This is a genomic window from Streptomyces sp. TRM68367 (assembly GCF_014495685.1).
In the GTDB taxonomy this organism is placed as follows: Bacteria; Actinomycetota; Actinomycetes; order Streptomycetales; family Streptomycetaceae; genus Streptomyces.
In genome coordinates this window covers 88,770-105,868 of record NZ_JACTVI010000007.1, presented here as the reverse complement: position 1 = coordinate 105,868, position 17,099 = coordinate 88,770, and the positions used below count along the sequence as shown (strand labels likewise).

Genomic DNA, 17,099 nt, shown 5'->3' with positions numbered 1-17,099 from the left:
GCGCCCCCTGCGCCGCGCCAAGAGGTACGCACCAGCCCGCGCTCCTTTTCGGCCCCCAGAACTTCTGAGTGACACGTGCGCGTGGGAAGGAACATCTCAGTGCCCACCCCCCACCCTCCTCGTCCTCCCTCTCCCCCGCCCGGCGGGGATGCCGGGGAGTCCGACGAGTCCCTCGCCACCCGGCTCCGGGGCCTCCCGGAGGGCGAGGCCGCCCACTCCGTCGGGCTGCTCATGGCGCGGCACTGGCAGTCGGTGCACGACTACGCGGTGATCTGCCTCGCCGCCTCGGCGACCCCCGCGGACATGGTCACCGCGGCCGCCTTCCGCCGGGTCCTGGACCGGGTCACGCAGGGCGAGCCGGGCCTGGCCCTGCGCCCCCGGTTACTGCTGGCCGTGCGTGACACGGTCCGCGAGTGGTCCTCCGACGACCGAATAGCCGCAGTTCTGCCCGCGCTGCAGAAACCGGCCGGCGGGCGGGGCATGCGCTCGGCGAAGTCGATGACACCCGAGAATCGCGTACTCGTCGATCGGTCATTCCAGGCCCTTCCCGGAGCCGCCCGCTGTTTGCTCTGGCACACGGAGGTCGAGGCGGAGTCCATAACCGTACCGGCCGGTCTGCTGGGCATGGACACCGACAGCGCGGCGGCCATGCTCGAGCAGGCGCGGGACAAATTCCGTGAGGGGCATGTCCAGGCGCACCGGGAACTCGCGCCGACCAAGGACTGCCGCTTCTACAACCGTCTCCTCGACGTCCCCATTCGCCGCGGCGGCGCCCAGCTGCCGGATGTCCAGCAGCATCTCGTGGAGTGCCGCTACTGCCGGCAGGCGGCCGAGCAGCTCGGCCACTTCGAGGGCGGCCTGGGCACGCTGCTCGCCGAGGCCGTGCTCGGCTGGGGCGCCCGGCGCTATCTCGACTCCCGGCCCGGCCGGGCCTCCGTCGGCGGGGGCCGGCGCGGCGCACAGCACGGCGGCAGACGGACGGCCCGCGGGCGCAGGGCGGCCGAGAACGGCCGGCACCGGATGCTGGCCCGGATCCCGGCACAGGTGCGGCGCATCCCCCTGCCGCTGCCGCGCAGCCCCCGCGCCCTGCTCTCGGGTGTCGGCGCCGTCTCGGCCGGGGTACTGGCGACCGTACTCATCGTCAGCGTCTGGTCGTACGACGACGGCGCCGCCGACCCGGCCGCCTCGACCAGTGCCGTCGGCGGCAGCGGCGCCCTGCCCTCGCCGCCCGACGCGTCCGATCCTGGCGCGGCCGGACTGCCCACCCCGCCCCGGCAGACCCGGCTGCGCAACCTCGCCGCCGACCTGTGCCTCGACGTGCGGGGCGAGCCGGAGTCGGGAGCGGGGACCGAGCTGGCGGCGTGCTCGACCGCACGGACGCAGCAGTGGACGTACGAGGACGACGGGCTGTTGCGCAGTGTGGCCGAGCCCGACCTGTGCCTGGACTCGCACAAGGACGCAGGCGTCGTGATCCTCGACAGCTGCGCCGACGAGGACGACGAGCGCGGGGACGACGTGCGCTACGACCTCACCGTGCAGGGGGAGTTGCTGCCGCGCTGGGACGAGCAGCTCGTCCTCACGTCCACCACGCAGGACCAGGAGGCCGAGATCGTCGTCAAGGTCCGCGACCGCTCCGCCGAACAGCGCTGGCGCACCGATCCGGTGCCGACGACCGCCGGATCCCTGTCCATCGCCGAGAGCCAGACGCCGGGCGCGCGGGCCGTGGACTTCCCCGGCGGGGAGGAGTAGCCGACGGGCCGTGGTGTCGGGGGCGCTGGCCGGCCGAGGCCCCCGACCACGGCGCGCGGGTCACGGGTCAGCGACAGCACCCGGGCCGCAGCGCACTCGGCGAGGCGCGGCCCGCGGGACCCGGGTCGGGCGACGACGTCCCGCGGTGGTGTGCCCGCGAGGAGCCGGCCGCGTTCTGGACGGCGGCGAGCGCGTAGTCGGCGGTGCGCAGCAGCTCGTCCAGCGCGCACTGCACCAGCTCCAGGTGCGGCTCGGCGGCGACGTGTCCGGCGGGCACCCGGGCGAGCGCCGTGACGATCACACGGGCCTCGCGCAGCGCGGCCGGGCCGTCACGCGGTCTCCTCGACGAGGTCGGAGGGGCCGGGCGTGGCGGGGGAGGCGTGCCCGGTCAGGGCGAGGGTGAGGTCGAACTCCGCGAGCAGACAGCGGATCACGTGCTCGACGCCCGCCTGTCCGTCGAGGCCGAGGCCGTAGACGTACGGCCGTCCCAGGAGCACCGCCCGGGCGCCGAGCGCGAGGGCCTTGAAGACGTCGTCGCCGGTGCGGACGCCGCTGTCGAACAGCACGGTGAGCCGGTCGCCGACCGCCTCGGCCACCCGGGGCAGCGCGTCGGCCGCCGCGACGGCACCGGCGACCTGGCGGCCGCCGTGGTTGGACACCACCACGCCGTCCATCCCGGCGTCGGCGGCGAGCCGGGCGTCGTCCGGGTGCAGGACGCTCGGCGTCCGGGTGCATGATCGACAGCACGCCGACCGGCGCCAGGGCCAGCGGGGCGGGCAGGGGGCGGCCCAGCACCTCGACCGACAGATCGCGTTCGTGCACGTCCCGCAGCATGCGCGGCACGATCCGGCGCCGCCCGAGAGCCGCCCGGTTGGCGCGGGCCGTACTGCCGTGGCCCGCGCTGCCCGCCACATAGCCCACCGGGCCGGGACCGAGCCGCTGCTCGGTGAGCGCCTCGAGCCGGGTCAGGTCGGTGGGCAGCCGCGGCACGGCCCCGGTCATCCCGTTCAGGTAGATCTCGTACTGGAAGTCGGCCCAGTGCCTGCCCATGTGTCCGTCCCGCCTGTAGTCGCTGAGAACGCGCCGCACCGACCATACCGGCGGGTAGCCGGAGCGGACTTCAGGATCCGACCACCGACTCCCGCAGGATGCGGGCCAGTTCGCGCGGCTGCGAGAACATCGGCCAGTGCCCGGTCGCCATCTCCACCAGCGTCCAGTGCTCACTCTTGAGCGCCTCGGCCACGGCCGGCATCGGCTCGTCGCCGTCGAGCAGGCACTTGATGTACGTCGCCGGAAGCTCGCCGATCGGCCGTGTCAGGGCGGCCGGTTCGGTCAGCGTGGCACCAGGGTGCCGGGTCGATCCGGCCACGATGTGGGCTATCTGATCGGCCGTCAGGCCCTGGCCCGCATAGTGGGCCGCGGGGGCCGGGGGCCAGAAGCCGTCGTTCTCGGCGATCTCCCGCCGCACGTGCTCGCTGTCCCAGCCCGACAGGAACGACTCCCCGTCGACGGGGACGTTCGAGTCGACGAAGACGACACGCCTCAGCCGGTCACCGATCCGCTCCGCCGCCTGGCCGACCGGGATGCCCGAGTAGCTGTGCCCGACCAGCACCACGTCCCGCAGACCGAGCCGCTCGACCTCGTCGACGATGTCCTGCACATGCGTCTGCTGCCCGGCCGGTACGCCCTGCTTCTCGGCGAGGCCGGAAAGGCTCAGCGGATGGACGCCGTGCCCGGCTGCACGCAGGTGAGCCGCCACCTCGTCCCACGCCCACGCCCCGAGCCGCGCCCCCGCCACCAGTACGAAATCAGTCATGCCCGCAACGTAGCGAACGGCACTGACATTGATAGTGGTACGCAGGTTCCGGTGGTCGTGACTCGGGCACTGACTGACGCCCTGCTGGGTTGTCCTCCCGTTGTTCTGTCCGGCTGCCGGGGCTTGTTCTCATGGCTTCGGCCGGGCGGAACATGACCTGATAGGAGCTTGGTCAGAAGCCCCCTCATGTCCTGTCTGCGCCACCCGGCCGACGCCTGCCTCGGGACTGGGAAGGCGTTACCAGCATGGCAGCAGTGACGGCACAGGACACAGCCGATGAGATCGTGTGCGGCGGGGTCGACTCCCACGCCGACACGGTTCACGTCGCGGTCATCAGCGACAACGGCGGTCACCTCGCGGACGCCGAGTTCGCCACCACCGCCGCGGGGTATGCCGCGGCGGTGGCCTTCCTGACCGCGCACGGACACGTGATCGCGATCGGCGTGGAAGGCACCGCCTCCTACGGGGCGGGCTTCACCCGGGCCGCCCGCTCGGCGGGCCTTCACGTGGTGGAGGTCAACCGGCCCGACCGGGCCGAACGGCGCCGCATCGGAAAGTCAGATCCCATCGACGCCTACGCCGCTGCCCGGGCGGCCCTGTCCGGACGGGCCTGTCCGGACGGGCCTCCGGTGCGCCCAAGGACGACACCGTCGCCGGGATACGTGCCCTGCACAACGCCGCCCGCTCCGCCGTCAAGGCCCGCACCGCCGCCCTGAACCAGATCGGGCACATCCTCATCAGCGCGCCCGAGGCCATCCGCGCCAAGTACGGCCGGCTGAAGGGAACAGAGCGCACCGACGCCCTGGCCCGGCTGCGGCCGGGCGGGGACGCGGTCCACACCGCGGTCCTCACCGCGCTGAAGAGCCTCGCCCGGCGTGTCAGAGAGCTGACCGCCGAGCACGAAGCCCTGACCCGGGCCCTGGACAGCGAGGTCACCGCCCACAACCCCGGCCTGCGGGCTGTCCACGGAGTCGGCCCCGACACTGCGGCCCAGCTGCTGGTCACCGCCGGCGGCAATCCCGAACGCATGCGGACCGAGGCTTCCTTCGCCGCCCTGTGCGGAGCCGCCCCGGTCCCCGCGTCCAGCGGCAGAACGAACCGGCACCGCCTCTCACGCGGCGGCGACCGGGCGGCCAACGCCGCCCTCTACCGCATCGCCCTGGTCCGCATGTCCAGCGACTCCCGCACCCGCGAATACGTGGCACGGCAGACCACCGCGGGCCGGACGAAGAAGGAGATCATCCGGCTGTTGAAACGGGCCATCGCCCGCGAGATGTTCCGCTGCCTGACCAGCACGGTGACCATCCCCGGCATCGCCGACCTGCGGCCTCTGCGCCAGTCCAAGAACATCACGCTCACCGCGGCCGCCCGTCACTTCGGACTCTGGCCGACCACCATCTCCACCCTCGAACGCGGGATCCGCCGAGACGACGACCTCGCCCACACCTACCGCGAATGGCTCCATGCGGCCTGACCGTTCGACGCGAACACCACTTCACTCATAGACAGTGGCGGCCTGAAGCGCTCTGGCCAGGAAGGTCCAGTCCCCGCCTTCCGGGAGATCCTTCCCCACGTTCTGGTACCAGCCCGGCGAGTCATGCATCCATGCCGCGAGGGCCTCAAGGAAACCGTCGAGGCTTTGGTTCTCCCATTCGTGTCCCCGACGGAGGTAGTCCTGACGCAGTTCTCGAACGAAGGAAACCAGTTCGTCGCGGCTGCGGACCTCGTCGTCGGGAGTCAGTGACATGCAACGAAAGTACCTTGCGCCTCGTGCCTCAGAGCGCTTGACGAGCAATAGGAGCATCAATGGTCCCGGCGGCAGCTCACTCCTCGTCCACCGGGGGAGCGTCCGGCGGCTCGGCGTCGGGCCCCTGGGCCCTGACCCGCTGGACGTGTTCGAGGGACTCGCGCAGTTCGGCGAGCCAGTCGTCGGCGTGCCGCTGCACCAGCCGGACGCACCAGGCCAGCGCGTCGCTGCGGCTGCGGGCGACGCCGCCGGCGATCAGGGTGTCCAGGACCTGGCGCTCGGGCTGGCGCAGTCGGGTCATGACGGGCGCGGCCACATGCGTGAACAGCGCGCGCCGCGTACCGCACTCCACGCCCCAGGAGACCTTCCGGCGGAACTTGTGCTCGGCCTCCCGGGCGACCGCCATCCGGTCCTGCCGGGTACGCTCCCGGAACTCCTCGATCCGGCCCTCGACAGCTGCCTCCCGCTCGGCGGTGGAGGCGTCCACGGCGAGCCGGGGCTCGGGGATGCGGCCGATCACGGTGATCTCCTCGCGGTCCGCCGTGACCTCGACGAGTTCCTCGAACAGGTCGTCCGGCAGCCGGCCTGCGAACCAGCCGCGCAGTTTCGCTTGCTGCTCTGACGTAATCATGTAATCAGCATTACTCGATGCGAACGCGAGTACAAGGGCGCTGCGCGGGCTACGCCGAGAGCTCAAACGGAATGTTTCAGGCCTATTACCGGGCGTGGGGAAACCCGCCACTCGGTGGCCTTGGGCGATCAAGAACCGTGCGGTTCGGCCATTGGAACGTTCAAAGTTCGTGACTTCACGCCACTGATTCAATACGTAAGGTTACTGAAACCCATGGGGTCGATGTGAGTTCCGGCGGCGGACTCGGCAGACTCGCGCTCGCCGGACGGGCACCGACCGAGCCGGGCGGCAACCCTCGAACCGAGCGGAAGGATGCACACAATGCGGAACACCGCGCGCTGGGCAACGACACTGGGTCTGACGGCCACCGCCGTCTGCGGACCCCTCACGGGGGCTGCCCTCGCCTCCCCGGCCGCCGCCCCCTCCGCCCCCTCCGCGCTCTACGCCCCGTCGGCCCTGGTGCTCACAGTGGGCCACGGGGAGAGTGCCGCCCTTGCCGATCCTGAGCGAGCGGTCACGCTGACCTGCGCGCCGAAGCCCTCCGGAACGCACCCCGCCGCCGACCGGGCATGCGCCGAACTGCGCCGTGTCGCAGGAGACTTCGACGCTCTGAAGGCGAGAGAAGGCGTGCTGTGCACCAAGGAGTACAACCCTGTCGTCGTCACCGTCGACGGCGTGTGGCAGGGGCAGCGCGTCTCCTATGAACGCACCTTCGCCAACGAGTGCGTGAAGAACGCCCACGGGGCGGGCGTCTTCACGTTCTGAGGGACCGGGACCGCACGGACCCCGCGCGCATGACCGCGGCCTGCAGATGGGGAGTGTGAGCCGCAGTCGCGGGGCCGGGTGATCCCGCACCGGGGGCGGCGGGCGAAGTGGGGCCGCCCGCCACCCCCGGCACTGCTCATAGTGGGCCCGCCATGGCGGCCCCGGCACCACGCCGGCTCACCGGGTGTCACTCCCGCTCGCCCGGTATCGCCGGCAACGGCGGAAAGCGGGCCAGCAGACCCGAGGCGCGCAGCAGTCGGCGGATGCGCGGCGTGCCGCACACCACGCGCACCCGGCCGCCGTGCCGCTCGGCCCTCGCCCCGGCCCGGCACAGCAATCGCAGGCCCGAGCAGTCGAAGAAGGCGACGGACCGCAGGTCGACCAGCACGTCCGGCTCGGGCCGGGCGGTCGCCGCGTCCAGGTGCTCCGCGACGAGGTCCGCGGTGGCGACGTCGATCTCGCCCGTCACTTCGACCACGGTGAAGGGGCCGCTGATGCGGGTGCGGGCATGGGCGTTCGCTGCGGGCAGTCCCGGTCCGGCCGAGCCCGCGGCCGTACCCCCGGGTGCCGCGGAGGCGGCGTCTTCGGCTTCCGGTGTCATGTACGTTCCACCTCGGCGTGAGGCGTGTTCGATCCCGGTAGCTACCCCGCGACGGTCGGGGCCATCCCTGACGGGACCTCTGCCAAGATCTGGTTCACCCGACCCGGTGATTACCGCCGGAAACAATTGACAAGCATGCGTACTCAGTCCCCGTGGGACTCCTCCTGAGCGCGCGGGTTCGGGGTGATGGCCTCGCCGGCCTCGCCCCGGTGCCGACGCTGCTCGGCGGAGTCCCGGGTGCGGCGTTCGGCGTCCTCGATCTCGCGCAGGACTTCCTCCACGGCCGTGTCGGGCTGCTGCTCGCGGTCGTCCCGGTCGTCGTGGTCCTGGGGCACGGTGTCTCCCTCCGCCGTACGGTGCGCGTTCGACTGGTCGGTCTCTCTCCCCGAGCTCGTGAGTACCCCGTTCCGCGCGGCACCAATGAGGGCCCGCACGAGTATTCCTTGACTGGCATATAACCGTCGAGGCATATTGGCCCCATGTCCGACCCCCCGCTCTGGACCGCCCTCGCCGATCCGCACCGGCGGGCCATCGTCGCGCTGCTCCTGGAGCGGCCACGGTCCGTCGGCGAGATCGTGGAAGCGTGCGGGCTCAGCCAGCCCAGTACGTCGAAGCACCTCAGAGTGCTCCGGGAGGCGGGCCTGGTGCGGGTGCGGCAGGACGCGCAGCGCCGCGTCTACGCCCTCGACCCCGCCCCGATCGCCGAACTGGACGCCTGGCTGGCCCCGTACCGCAAGCTCTGGACCGAGAGCCTCGACGCACTGGGCCGCCGCCTCGACGCGGCGTCGGACGACACCCCCGGCACTCCGGACCCCGACACCCCGGCCCCCACACCGAAGGACTGATCCACCATGGCCGCCGAACTCACCGGCGCCTACCTGACGTTGGACGACGGCCGCCCGGCCGTCCGCTTCAGCCGCACCTACCACCACCCGATCGGCCGCGTCTGGCAGTTCGTGACCGACCCGGAGGAACTGGCCCACTGGTTCCCGTCCCGGATGGAGATCGAGCCGCGCACCGGCGGTGTGATCAGGTTCGGCGGCGATCCGGACCTGGAGGATTCCACGGGCACCGTGCTCGCCGTCGACGTGCCCCGGCACCTGTCCTTCGACCGGGGCGGCGACGAACTGCGCTTCGACCTGGAAGCGCTGGACGACAGGCGCACCCGGTTCACCCTCACCAATGTCCTGCAGTCGGCCGACACCGCCGCCCGCAACGGCGCCGGCTGGGAAGTCTGCCTGGCCGCGCTGGACGCCCGGGCCCGGGGCGAGGACTTCGAGGGCGCGCACGCCGGACACACCCCGGCCCGGGACAGGTGCTACGCCGCCTACATCGAGACCGGCATCCCCTCCGGGGCCCCCGTCCCCGGCGTCGGCGCCTGAACCGTCACGCCATCTGCCGCCGGACCAGCTCGTGCAGCCGCCCGCCCGTGTCCGCGAGGAGCTGCGCGGGCGGGCCATGCTGGATGACCTTGCCGTCCTCCATCACGACGACGCGGTCGGCGTCCATGACCGTCGACAGGCGGTGCGCGATGACGACACGGGTGGCGTTGAGGGCCTTGGTGCTCTCGATCACCGTGCGCTGCGTCTCGTTGTCGAGGGCGCTGGTCGCCTCGTCGAAGAAGATGATCCGGGGGCGCCGGATCAGCGCCTGGGCGATCATCAGGCGCTGCCGCTGGCCGCCCGATATCGCCCCGCTGCCCGAGACGATCGTGTGCAGGCCCATCGGCATCCGCTTGATGTCCTCGGCGAGCCCCGCCATCTCGGCCGCCGCCATCGCCTCCTCCGGCGTGTACGGCTCGGTGCCGCAGATGACGTCCAGGATGGAACCGGTGAACGGCTGCGCGTGCTGGAGCACGACGCCGCACTGGCGGCGTACGGCGGACTGGTCGAGCGCCGCCAGGTCCTGACCGTCGTACAGCACACTCCCGGACAGCGGGCGGTCGAAGCCGATGAGCAGGCGCAGCAGCGTCGACTTGCCGCAGCCGCTGGGGCCGACGACCGCGACGAACTCGCCCGGCTTCACCTGGAACGACACGTCGTCCAGGACCAGCGGACCGTCGTCCGAGTAGCGGAAGGACAGCCGCCGCGCCTCGACCGCGCCCGACAGCGGACCGGGCCGGGTGCTCGCGGTGCGCACCTCGGGGGTGGCCTCCAGGACCGGCCTGATCTGCTCGAACAGCGGCAGCGCGGCCACCGCCGACACGAACGAACCCGTCAGCTGCGTGACCGAGGTCAGCACCATCGTCACCGACGTGTTGAAGGTCAGGAAGGCCGCCGACGACATCGAGCCGCGCGCCGGGCCCGCCAGCAGCATGAACATCAGCAGTGTGCACACCGGCAGATAGACCGCGCCCAGCACACTCGTCAGGTTCTTGATACCGCCGACCTTCTGCTGGAGCTCACGGCTGCGCGCGAACTGCGACGCCCAGGCGGCGTACGCGTAGTTCTCGGCCGCGGCCACGCGCAGCTTGGGCAGGCCGCGCAGGGTCTGGAACGCCTGGTTGTTCAGCTTGTTGGTGAGCACGACCAGCCGCCGCTGCCAGCGCACCTGCCACAGTCCGAGCCCGAGGAACACGGCCGCGATGACGACCAGCATGCCGATCGCCGCCATCGCCATCGGCACGCTGTACCACAGCAGCAGACCGAGGTTCATCGCGCCGACCGTCACCGACTGGGCGACGGTCGGGCCGACGCCCGCCAGCATCTTGCGGATGGAGCTGATGCCCATGGCGGCGCTGGCCAGCTCGCCGGTGGAGCGCTCGGTGAAGAACTTGGTGGGCAGCCTGAGCAGCCGGTCCCAGACGGCCGGCTGGAGGGTGGCCTCGATCCGGCCCTCCAGGCGCAGGATCGTCAGGTTCTGCAGCAGCATGAAGGCCGCCGCCACCACGCTGCTGAGGATCACCGCCAGGCACACCTGCACGATCAGGTCGGTCTGCGCCTTCGGCACGAACTCGCCGAGCACCTTGCCGGTGGCGATCGGCACCAGCGCGCCGATCGCCACCGTGACCAGGCCACTGAGCAGCAGGCCGGTCAGATCGCCGCGCGTGCCCTGCAGGCAGAACCGCAGCAGGCGCAGCGGGCTGAGCCGGCGGTCGGGCAGCGGGCGGTAGAACATCACCGCGCGCGGCTCGAACTCCTCGGCGTTGGCCTTCTCGACCGGCGTCTCCCGGCCGGTCGACGGGTGGACGGCGACGTACCCGCCGCGTCGCCACAGCAGCGCGACCGGCGCGCCCGACAGAGCCCGGTGCCCGACCAGCGGGCCGACGTTGTCCCGCCACCAGTGGCCGTCCAGGCGCACCGCCCGGGTACGCACCCGCGAGGCCAGGGCGACCTGCTCGACCGGGTCGAGGCGGTCGCCGCCGGTGCCGGACTGCGCGGGCTCGGCCAGCGTGATCCCGCCCGCCTGCGCGACCAGCTTGCAGGCCGCGTACGTGGCGTCCGCATCTGCCGCGGTCGTGCGCTTGTCCGACCGCTTGCCGATGGAGGCGAGCAGCGTCCGGTCGGCCTGGGCGCGCACGGCCTCACCGGCCTTGATGCCCGCCGCCGTACGGTTCTCGTGGGTGCGCTCCAACTGCTCTATCCAGCGGTCCAGCGTGGTCAGCAGCCGGTACTGCTGGTCGACCATGCTCTGCCACAGCGCCGGGTCCATCAGCAGGTCGGCCGCCGCCTCGGCGCCGTACAGCGAGCCGTACTGCACGCTGCCCGGCGGCACCTGCATCCAGAAGACGTCGTCGTCCGTGAGGACGGCGGCCCGCTCGGTGGCCATCGGCGCCTGGAAGAGGATCGACAGGCTGCGGCCGACGCCGAGGGCGAGGGCGTACTCCAGCGGGCTCGTGGTCGGCGGGACGTACTGGGGGTGGCCGTACTCGTCGTACGACCAGGTCTGCGTGCTCGCGGGCTGGTACAGCTCGCGCAGGCCGATGCGGTGCACCAAGCAGTCCCGCAGCGGTCGGGCGACCAACGTGTGCTGGGGGCCGGCGACCGGGCCGAGCAGCAGCGAGCCCGCCTCCAGGCGGCCGAGGTGGTGCCAGTGGCCCTGCTGTCCGGCGTCGACCGCGAACAGGTCCATGGCGCCCGCCGCGACCAGCCACAGCACCTGCGGGCTCTCCAGGTCGAGGCGGTTGAACCCGGTGCAGTCCAGGCGCGTGCCGAGCTGCCCGAACGCGCCGAGGACGTAGTCGTTGTTCTCGGCGTTCTCGGCGTTCCGCCCGCTCGTCATCTCACCGCTCCCTGACCAGCGCCGCGTACGCCCCGCCGCTCGCTACCAGTTCCTCGTGCCGCCCGCGCTCCACGATCGTGCCGTGCTGCAGGACGACGATCTCGTCGCTGTCACGCACGGTGCTCAGCCGGTGCGCGATCACCACGCAGGCGCAGCCCCGCTTGCGCAGGTTGTCCATCACGACCAGCTCGGTCTCCGCGTCCAGCGCACTGGTCACCTCGTCGAGGACCAGAATGCTCGGCCTGCGCACCAGCGCCCGGGCGATCTCCAGGCGCTGGCGCTGGCCGCCGGAGAAGTTGCGGCCGTCCTGCTCGACCTTGCTGTGGATGCCGCCGGGCCGGCGCATGATCATGTCGTAAAGTGCGGCGTCGCGCAGCGCGTCCACCACGGCGTCGTCCGGGACCGACGGGTCCCACAGCGCCACGTTGTCGCGGACCGTGCCCTCGAACAGGAACACGTCCTGGTCGACGAAGGAGACGGACGCGGCCAGCGCCCCGCGCGGGATGTCCTCGATGCGCTGGTCGTCGATGCGGATCACGCCCTCCCACGGTGCGTACAGGCCCGAGATCAGCCGGGACACCGTGGACTTGCCGCTGCCGGAGCCGCCGACGAGGGCGACCTGCTGGCCGGGGCCGACGGTCAGGTCGAAGCCGGTCAGCAGCGGCTTGTCGAGCGGGTTGTAGCCGAAGGTGATGTTCTGCAGCTCGACGTGACCGTGCAGGCGGCGCGTGGACTCGCCGGCGCCCGGACGGCCGTACAGCGGGTCCGCCTCGAAGTTCTCCACGTCCTTCAGCCGGGCCACGTCCGCGGCGAAGTCCTGGATGCGGCCCGCGACGCCGTTCAGGCGGGTCAGCGGGGCGGTGAAGCGGGTGACCAGCGACTGGAAGGCCACCAGCAGGCCGACCGAGATGGCGCCCTCGACCGCGCGCATGCCGCCGATCCACAGGATCATCGCGCTGTTGAGCGTGGCGAGCGTCGGCGCGACCACGCCCAGCCAGGCGCTCGGCACCCCGAGCCGCTGCTGCTCCTCCAGCGTGGTGGCGTGCTGCCCGGCCCACTTGCGGAAGTAGCCGTCCTCGCCGCCGGTGGCCTTCATCGTCTCGATCAGCTGGAGGCCGGTGTAGGCGGTGTTGGTGAGCCGGGCCGAGTCCGCGCGCAGCTTCGCCGTACGCGTCGCGCGCAGGCGGATCACGACCCGCATGGCCACCAGATTCAGCAGCGCCACGCCGATGCCGATGAAGGTGAGCTGCGGGTCGTACGTGTACAGCAGCACCGCGTACAGCACGACGACCACCGCGTCCACGCCCGCCGCCGCGAGGTCACGCGCCAGCGTCTCGGCGACGGCGTCGTTCGACTGCAGGCGCTGCACCAGGTCGGCCGGGCTGCGCTGGGAGAAGAACGTCACCGGCAGACGCAGCAGATGGCGCAGGAAGCGGGCGCTGGAGAGGGTGGAGGAGATGGTGCGGCCGCGCAGCAGGTTCGCCTGTTGCAGCCAGGTCAGGACGACGGTGAGCAGCACGCAGGCCGCCATCGACGTGAACAGCACGGGGAGCAGCGAGGTCTGGTTCCCGATCAGGAACTCGTCGATGTAGGTACGGCTGAGCGCGGGTACCGAGGCGCCGACCAGGACCAGCAGCAGGCTCGCCAGCATGGCGGCGGGCAGGGTGCCCGAGGTGCCGCGCAGCCGGGCCGGCATCGCGCCCAGGACGCCCGGCTTGCGGCCACCCTTGGTGAAGTCCTCGCCGGGCTCCATGACCAGGACGACACCGGTGAAGCTGCCGTCGAAGTCCTCCAGGGGTATGAAACGGCGGCCCTTGGCGGGGTCGTTGATGAACACCCCGCGGCGGCCGAAGCGGCGGCCGATGCCGTCGTAGACGACGTAGTGGTTGAACTCCCAGAACAGGATGGCGGGCGTGGTGACCTCGGCGAGCGCCGCCAGGTCCATCTGCATGCCCTTGGCCGTCAGGCCGAAACTGCGTGCGGCCTTGAGGAGGTTGCTGGCGCGCGAGCCGTCGCGGGACACGCCGCAGGCGATGCGCAGCTCCTCCAGCGGGACGTGGCGGCCGTAGTGGCCGAGCACCATCGCCAGGGAGGCGGCGCCGCACTCCACCGCCTCCATCTGCAGGACGGTCGGCGTGCGGACGGTCTTCGCCTGCGCCTTGGGCACCTTGCGCTTCGGCGGGGCGGAACGGCGCCGGCCCCGGGTCTCCTGCGCGGCGGTCACGGCAGCAGCCAGTCGACGGGATGCTGGTCGGTCAGGCGGATGGCGCCCTCGGCCATCGTCATGGAGGTGAGCCGGTACGGCGGCCCGTCCGCGGACGACCACTTGTAACCGCTCTTCGTGGCGGAGGACTTGTCGAGGCGGACGGTGACGGCGACCGGCCTGCCCTTCTTGGTGAACTGCTCGCCGAGCTGGCTGTCCCCGAGGAACGCGGTGATCTGCTGCGCCGACTGCACGGAGTGGTCCACCGACTTCACATGGCCGCGCAGCACTCCGTACTCCTGGCTGGGCACCGACTGCACGGTCAGGTCCACGGAGGCGTCGTCGGGGATGGCGGAGGCGTTCTCGGCGGGGACGTACACGGTCGCGTACAGCGGGTCCTTGGCGCGGGCGACCTTCTCGACGGCGGCGACGTTCGCGCCGGTCTGGATGATCTGCCCGACGGTGGCGGCGAGCGCGGTGACCCGGCCCGCGTCGAGGCTGCGGACGACACTGTCGCCCTCGCTCGTACGGACCTTCAGGACAGGAGAGTTGGCCGGCAGCCGCTCGCCCTGCTTGGCGAGGACCGCGGTGACCTGGCCCGCGACCGGGCTCTGGAGCACGTAACTGCCCTGCGCGTGCGTGAGGATGGCGGGCGCGCTGACCGTCGAGGCCACCGAACCGGTCACCGCCCACACCGAGGCGGCCGCCATCGCGACCACCGTCACGGACAGCACGAGCCAGCCCTGCGGTCGGGCGAAACGCACCGGAAGGTCGAGCTCCTCCGGCGACTGGAGCTTGGCGAGGGCCTGTTGGCGGAACTGCAAGGAACTTCCCTCACCCGTGAAGGAGAACTGTCACGGCGCCTGTGCGGCACCTTGCGCGCTCTGCGCACCCGAGAGTCCCGGAGCCGGGCTGCGGCTCCGGGACTTCAGTGTCACAAGGGCGCGATCAGAGACCGGCGACCAGGTTCTGGACCGGCGCGGTGCTCAGGCCGGTGGTGCCCTCCACGGTGCTGGTGACCGTGTTGAGCACCGCGCCGACCGGGGCGACGCCGTTCACGGCGTCGAGGGCGCCGTTCACGGCGTTCACCTGCAGGCCACCGGAGACGTTGTCCAGCTCGGCGTCGGAGATCTCGACGGTCTCAACCCGGGGGGTGGAGTTCATGTTGGAACTTCCCTTCCTATGGATATTTCACAAGGGGGAGCGGCCCCCTCTGGGGACAGATGGACGGCCGCGGCCGCGAGCGTCCGGACGCCCGTCTCCGGGAGCCCTGGGCGGACCCCGCGGTGCGATGGATCAAAGCACGCTGCGGGGGCGGGCTTCCAATCAATCAAACCTCTCACCAGGGCACTTGCGCCTCAGGGGCCCCGAGTCGTGCAGATGTGTGCACGGTGAGATGGCGACTTCTTCACACACGTCACCGCTTCGGCTCGTCCACGCGCTTGCTGCCCAGGAGGCGAATCCGGCACACCTCGCCAATGACGTCGGCTCAGGTGCAGTCGTGTGCAGATCTGCCGTCTTCGGTGACCTGGTTGAGTATTCGATGTGCAGATTCGCTGAAGCCTTGCTTCCGCTACGTGATCGGAACGATGGGTTACGGATCGGTAGCCGACCGTGTCAGACCGTCAGCGCTTCGATGTGAGTCCGTCACCGCTTCGATCAAGACATCCGCACCGGGCTCCACAGCCCAACTGCCGCCGCTGTCCGGCCAGATGCCCAGGGCCCTGCGCTCTCCTGCGCGGACCGCTGTGACCAGGGCTTTCGCAAGGGACGGCCGGACAGCCTCGCCCGGACGCGGCGACCTGGCCGATTCGCACGGCACATCCCGGCACCCGGAAACGGATTTGAACGCCCCACGTGAACCGTGCGTACCAACAGCCATCCAGGCGCCGCTGATCGAGCTGCCGACCGGCAGCACTGACCCCGTCCCCCAGGAGGTCGAGAAGTTTGAGTCACAAGCGAATTCCGAAGCGCAAGGCCGCGATAGCGGCGGGCAGCGTCGTGGCGCTCGGAGCTGCCGCGATCCTGCTCCCGAACGCCAACGCGTCGCAGGACGGCGCGTCGGACGACGCAGCGGCCGCGCCGAAGACCCTCAAAGCGGGCGCCGCCTCGGATCTCGCCTCGCAGCTCTCCGGGCTCCTCGGCGACGCGTTCGCCGGCTCCTACTACGACGCCGCCGACCAGCAGCTGGTCGTCACCGTCGTGCAGGGCGACGACAACAACGTGATCGTGCAGCAGGCGAAGAAGGCCGGCGCGGAGGTCCGTGAGGTCGAGAACAGCATGGCCGACCTGAAGGCCGGCGAGCAGACCCTGAAGACCAAGGCCACCATGGCGGGCACCTCGTGGGCGGTCGACCCGCGCACCAACAAGATCCTCGTCACCGCCGACAGCACGGTCACCGGCGACAGGTGGAACAGACTGGAATCCACCGTGCAGAGTCTCGGCTCCGACATGGCGACGATCAAGAAGTCCGCGGGCACCTTCAAGACGTTCGCCTCGGGCGGTGACGCCATCTTCGCGGGCGGCTCGCGCTGTTCGCTCGGCTTCAACGTCACCGCGGGCGACGGCTCGCCCGCCTTCCTGACCGCCGGTCACTGCACCCTCGGGGGCGACCAGTGGTCGGACACCGAGGGTGGCCAGCCGATCGCCACCGTCGACCAGTCCACGTTCCCCGGCGACGGCGACTTCGCGCTCGTCAAGTACGACGACCCCGCGACCGAGGCGCCGAGCGAGGTCAACCTCGGCGACCAGACCGTCCAGATCACCGAGGCCGCCGAGGCGACGGTCGGCCAGGAAGTGTTCCGGATGGGCAGCACCACCGGGCTCAGCGACGGTCAGGTCCTCGGCCTCAACGCCACCGTGAACTATCCGGAGGGCACCGTCACCGGTCTCATCCAGACCAACGTGTGCGCCGAACCCGGCGACAGCGGCGGCTCGCTGTTCACCCAGGACGGCCAGGCGATCGGCCTGACCTCGGGCGGCAGCGGCGACTGCACGGCCGGCGGCGAGACCTTCTTCCAGCCGGTCACCACCGCCCTGGAGGCGGTCGGCGCCACCCTCGGCGACGCGGCCGGTGGCGGCGGTGCGGGCGGTGCGGGTGCCGGCGAGGAAGCCGGTGCCGGTGACCAGGCGGGCGGCGAAGAGGCCGGTGCCGGAGCCGGTGGCGAGGAAGCCGGTGCTGGTGCCGGTGAGGAGGCCGGCGCGGGTGCGGGCGAGGAAGCCGGGGCCGGTGCTGGTGCCGGTGAGGAGGCCGGCAGCGGTGTCGCCGACGGCTCGGGTCTGACAGACGCCCGCTGAGCCGGACGGCTCGGGTCTGCGACGCAGACCACCTGAACGGGCACCGGCGGCTCCGGCAGTAGCTGACCT

17 protein-coding genes and 1 pseudogene are annotated in these 17,099 nt (G+C 71.5%); 7 read left to right on the top strand and 11 right to left on the bottom strand.

Annotation, left to right across the window (positions count from 1 at the left end; all coding sequences use genetic code 11):
* Nucleotides 1-99: 99 nt before the first annotated feature.
* Nucleotides 100-1,749, top strand: coding sequence for an RICIN domain-containing protein (locus H8R17_RS07660; RefSeq protein ID WP_187822372.1), 1,650 nt, complete (start codon nt 100-102; stop codon nt 1,747-1,749).
* A gap of 67 nt (nt 1,750-1,816) precedes the next feature.
* Here the strand turns inward: H8R17_RS07660 and H8R17_RS48600 are convergent, their stop codons facing one another.
* The 3 genes and pseudogenes from H8R17_RS48600 to H8R17_RS07645 form a co-directional block, all read right to left on the bottom strand.
* Nucleotides 1,817-2,050 (bottom strand): hypothetical protein, encoded by a 234-nt coding sequence (locus H8R17_RS48600; RefSeq protein WP_187822371.1) that lies wholly within the window; start codon nt 2,048-2,050, stop codon nt 1,817-1,819.
* 28 nt (nt 2,051-2,078) lie between these two features.
* A pseudogene (locus H8R17_RS07650) lies at nt 2,079-2,799 on the bottom strand (alpha-hydroxy-acid oxidizing protein).
* 70 nt (nt 2,800-2,869) lie between these two features.
* Complete coding sequence (locus H8R17_RS07645) at nt 2,870-3,565, bottom strand: alpha/beta fold hydrolase (RefSeq protein WP_187822370.1); 696 nt, start codon at nt 3,563-3,565, stop codon at nt 2,870-2,872.
* Nucleotides 3,566-3,810: 245 nt separating this feature from the next.
* On the opposite strand from H8R17_RS07645, the gene H8R17_RS46485 reads away from it, so the two are divergent.
* Both H8R17_RS46485 and H8R17_RS48595 read left to right on the top strand, forming a co-directional pair.
* Entirely contained in the window at nt 3,811-4,281 is a 471-nt protein-coding gene (locus H8R17_RS46485) for a transposase (protein WP_262505088.1), read from the top strand.
* Nucleotides 4,176-5,039 (top strand): transposase, encoded by an 864-nt coding sequence (locus H8R17_RS48595; protein WP_316959341.1) that lies wholly within the window; start codon nt 4,176-4,178, stop codon nt 5,037-5,039. Before H8R17_RS46485 ends, H8R17_RS48595 begins: the two co-directional genes overlap by 106 nt.
* Before the next feature lie 21 nt (nt 5,040-5,060).
* On the opposite strand, the gene H8R17_RS07635 is transcribed toward H8R17_RS48595, so the two are convergent.
* Together H8R17_RS07635 and H8R17_RS07630 are read right to left on the bottom strand one after the other, a co-directional pair.
* The gene (locus tag H8R17_RS07635; RefSeq protein ID WP_187822369.1) at nt 5,061-5,312 is read right to left on the bottom strand and encodes a hypothetical protein; all 252 of its coding nucleotides are present in this window, start codon (nt 5,310-5,312) and stop codon (nt 5,061-5,063) included.
* Nucleotides 5,313-5,388: 76 nt separating this feature from the next.
* On the bottom strand, nt 5,389-5,943 hold the full coding sequence (locus H8R17_RS07630; RefSeq protein ID WP_187822368.1) for a hypothetical protein: 555 nt from the start codon (nt 5,941-5,943) through the stop codon (nt 5,389-5,391).
* Nucleotides 5,944-6,264: 321 nt separating this feature from the next.
* Between H8R17_RS07630 and H8R17_RS07625 the strand changes: the two genes are divergently transcribed.
* Entirely contained in the window at nt 6,265-6,708 is a 444-nt protein-coding gene (locus H8R17_RS07625; protein WP_187822367.1) for a protease inhibitor, read from the top strand.
* A gap of 187 nt (nt 6,709-6,895) precedes the next feature.
* On the opposite strand, the gene H8R17_RS07620 is transcribed toward H8R17_RS07625, so the two are convergent.
* Nucleotides 6,896-7,309: an STAS domain-containing protein gene (locus H8R17_RS07620; RefSeq protein ID WP_187822366.1), complete on the bottom strand. Its 414-nt coding sequence runs from the start codon at nt 7,307-7,309 to the stop codon at nt 6,896-6,898.
* Nucleotides 7,310-7,452: 143 nt separating this feature from the next.
* Complete coding sequence (locus H8R17_RS07615) at nt 7,453-7,644, bottom strand: hypothetical protein (RefSeq protein WP_187822365.1); 192 nt, start codon at nt 7,642-7,644, stop codon at nt 7,453-7,455.
* A 144-nt stretch (nt 7,645-7,788) separates the two neighbouring features.
* Here H8R17_RS07615 and H8R17_RS07610 point away from each other — a divergent pair, with 144 nt between their 5' ends.
* The gene (locus tag H8R17_RS07610) at nt 7,789-8,154 is read left to right on the top strand and encodes a helix-turn-helix transcriptional regulator (RefSeq protein ID WP_187822364.1); all 366 of its coding nucleotides are present in this window, start codon (nt 7,789-7,791) and stop codon (nt 8,152-8,154) included.
* A gap of 6 nt (nt 8,155-8,160) precedes the next feature.
* Nucleotides 8,161-8,691 (top strand): SRPBCC family protein, encoded by a 531-nt coding sequence (locus H8R17_RS07605; protein ID WP_187822363.1) that lies wholly within the window; start codon nt 8,161-8,163, stop codon nt 8,689-8,691.
* A 4-nt stretch (nt 8,692-8,695) separates the two neighbouring features.
* Here H8R17_RS07605 and H8R17_RS07600 read toward each other — a convergent pair whose 3' ends face one another.
* The 4 genes from H8R17_RS07600 to H8R17_RS07585 form a co-directional block, all read right to left on the bottom strand.
* Nucleotides 8,696-11,530: an NHLP bacteriocin export ABC transporter permease/ATPase subunit gene (locus tag H8R17_RS07600; RefSeq protein WP_187822362.1), complete on the bottom strand. Its 2,835-nt coding sequence runs from the start codon at nt 11,528-11,530 to the stop codon at nt 8,696-8,698.
* Between the two features lies 1 nt (nt 11,531).
* A complete protein-coding gene (locus H8R17_RS07595) occupies nt 11,532-13,754 on the bottom strand; it encodes an NHLP family bacteriocin export ABC transporter peptidase/permease/ATPase subunit (RefSeq protein WP_187822361.1) in 2,223 nt (740 codons plus the stop codon).
* Entirely contained in the window at nt 13,751-14,557 is an 807-nt protein-coding gene (locus tag H8R17_RS07590; RefSeq protein ID WP_187822360.1) for an HlyD family efflux transporter periplasmic adaptor subunit, read from the bottom strand. The genes H8R17_RS07595 and H8R17_RS07590 overlap by 4 nt, the downstream gene beginning before the upstream one ends.
* 124 nt (nt 14,558-14,681) lie before the next feature.
* A complete protein-coding gene (locus H8R17_RS07585; RefSeq protein ID WP_187822359.1) occupies nt 14,682-14,897 on the bottom strand; it encodes a type A2 lantipeptide in 216 nt (71 codons plus the stop codon).
* 783 nt (nt 14,898-15,680) lie between these two features.
* Here H8R17_RS07585 and H8R17_RS07580 point away from each other — a divergent pair.
* Nucleotides 15,681-17,030, top strand: a complete 1,350-nt coding sequence (locus H8R17_RS07580; RefSeq protein WP_187822358.1) for a S1 family peptidase — start codon at nt 15,681-15,683, stop codon at nt 17,028-17,030.
* Nucleotides 17,031-17,099: the final 69 nt, after the last annotated feature.

Bases quoted from the DNA above. Each gene is read 5' to 3' on its own strand.
- H8R17_RS07645 (WP_187822370.1), bottom strand. From the start codon at position 3,565: ATGACTGATTTCGTACTGGTGGCGGGGGCGCGGCTCGGGGCGTGGGCG.
- H8R17_RS46485 (WP_262505088.1), top strand. From the start codon at position 3,811: ATGGCAGCAGTGACGGCACAGGACACAGCCGATGAGATCGTGTGCGGC.
- H8R17_RS07635 (WP_187822369.1), bottom strand. From the start codon at position 5,312: ATGTCACTGACTCCCGACGACGAGGTCCGCAGCCGCGACGAACTGGTT.
- H8R17_RS07630 (WP_187822368.1), bottom strand. From the start codon at position 5,943: ATGATTACGTCAGAGCAGCAAGCGAAACTGCGCGGCTGGTTCGCAGGC.
- H8R17_RS07625 (WP_187822367.1), top strand. From the start codon at position 6,265: ATGCGGAACACCGCGCGCTGGGCAACGACACTGGGTCTGACGGCCACC.
- H8R17_RS07620 (WP_187822366.1), bottom strand. From the start codon at position 7,309: ATGACACCGGAAGCCGAAGACGCCGCCTCCGCGGCACCCGGGGGTACG.
- H8R17_RS07610 (WP_187822364.1), top strand. From the start codon at position 7,789: ATGTCCGACCCCCCGCTCTGGACCGCCCTCGCCGATCCGCACCGGCGG.
- H8R17_RS07605 (WP_187822363.1), top strand. From the start codon at position 8,161: ATGGCCGCCGAACTCACCGGCGCCTACCTGACGTTGGACGACGGCCGC.
- H8R17_RS07600 (WP_187822362.1), bottom strand. From the start codon at position 11,530: ATGACGAGCGGGCGGAACGCCGAGAACGCCGAGAACAACGACTACGTC.
- H8R17_RS07585 (WP_187822359.1), bottom strand. From the start codon at position 14,897: ATGAACTCCACCCCCCGGGTTGAGACCGTCGAGATCTCCGACGCCGAG.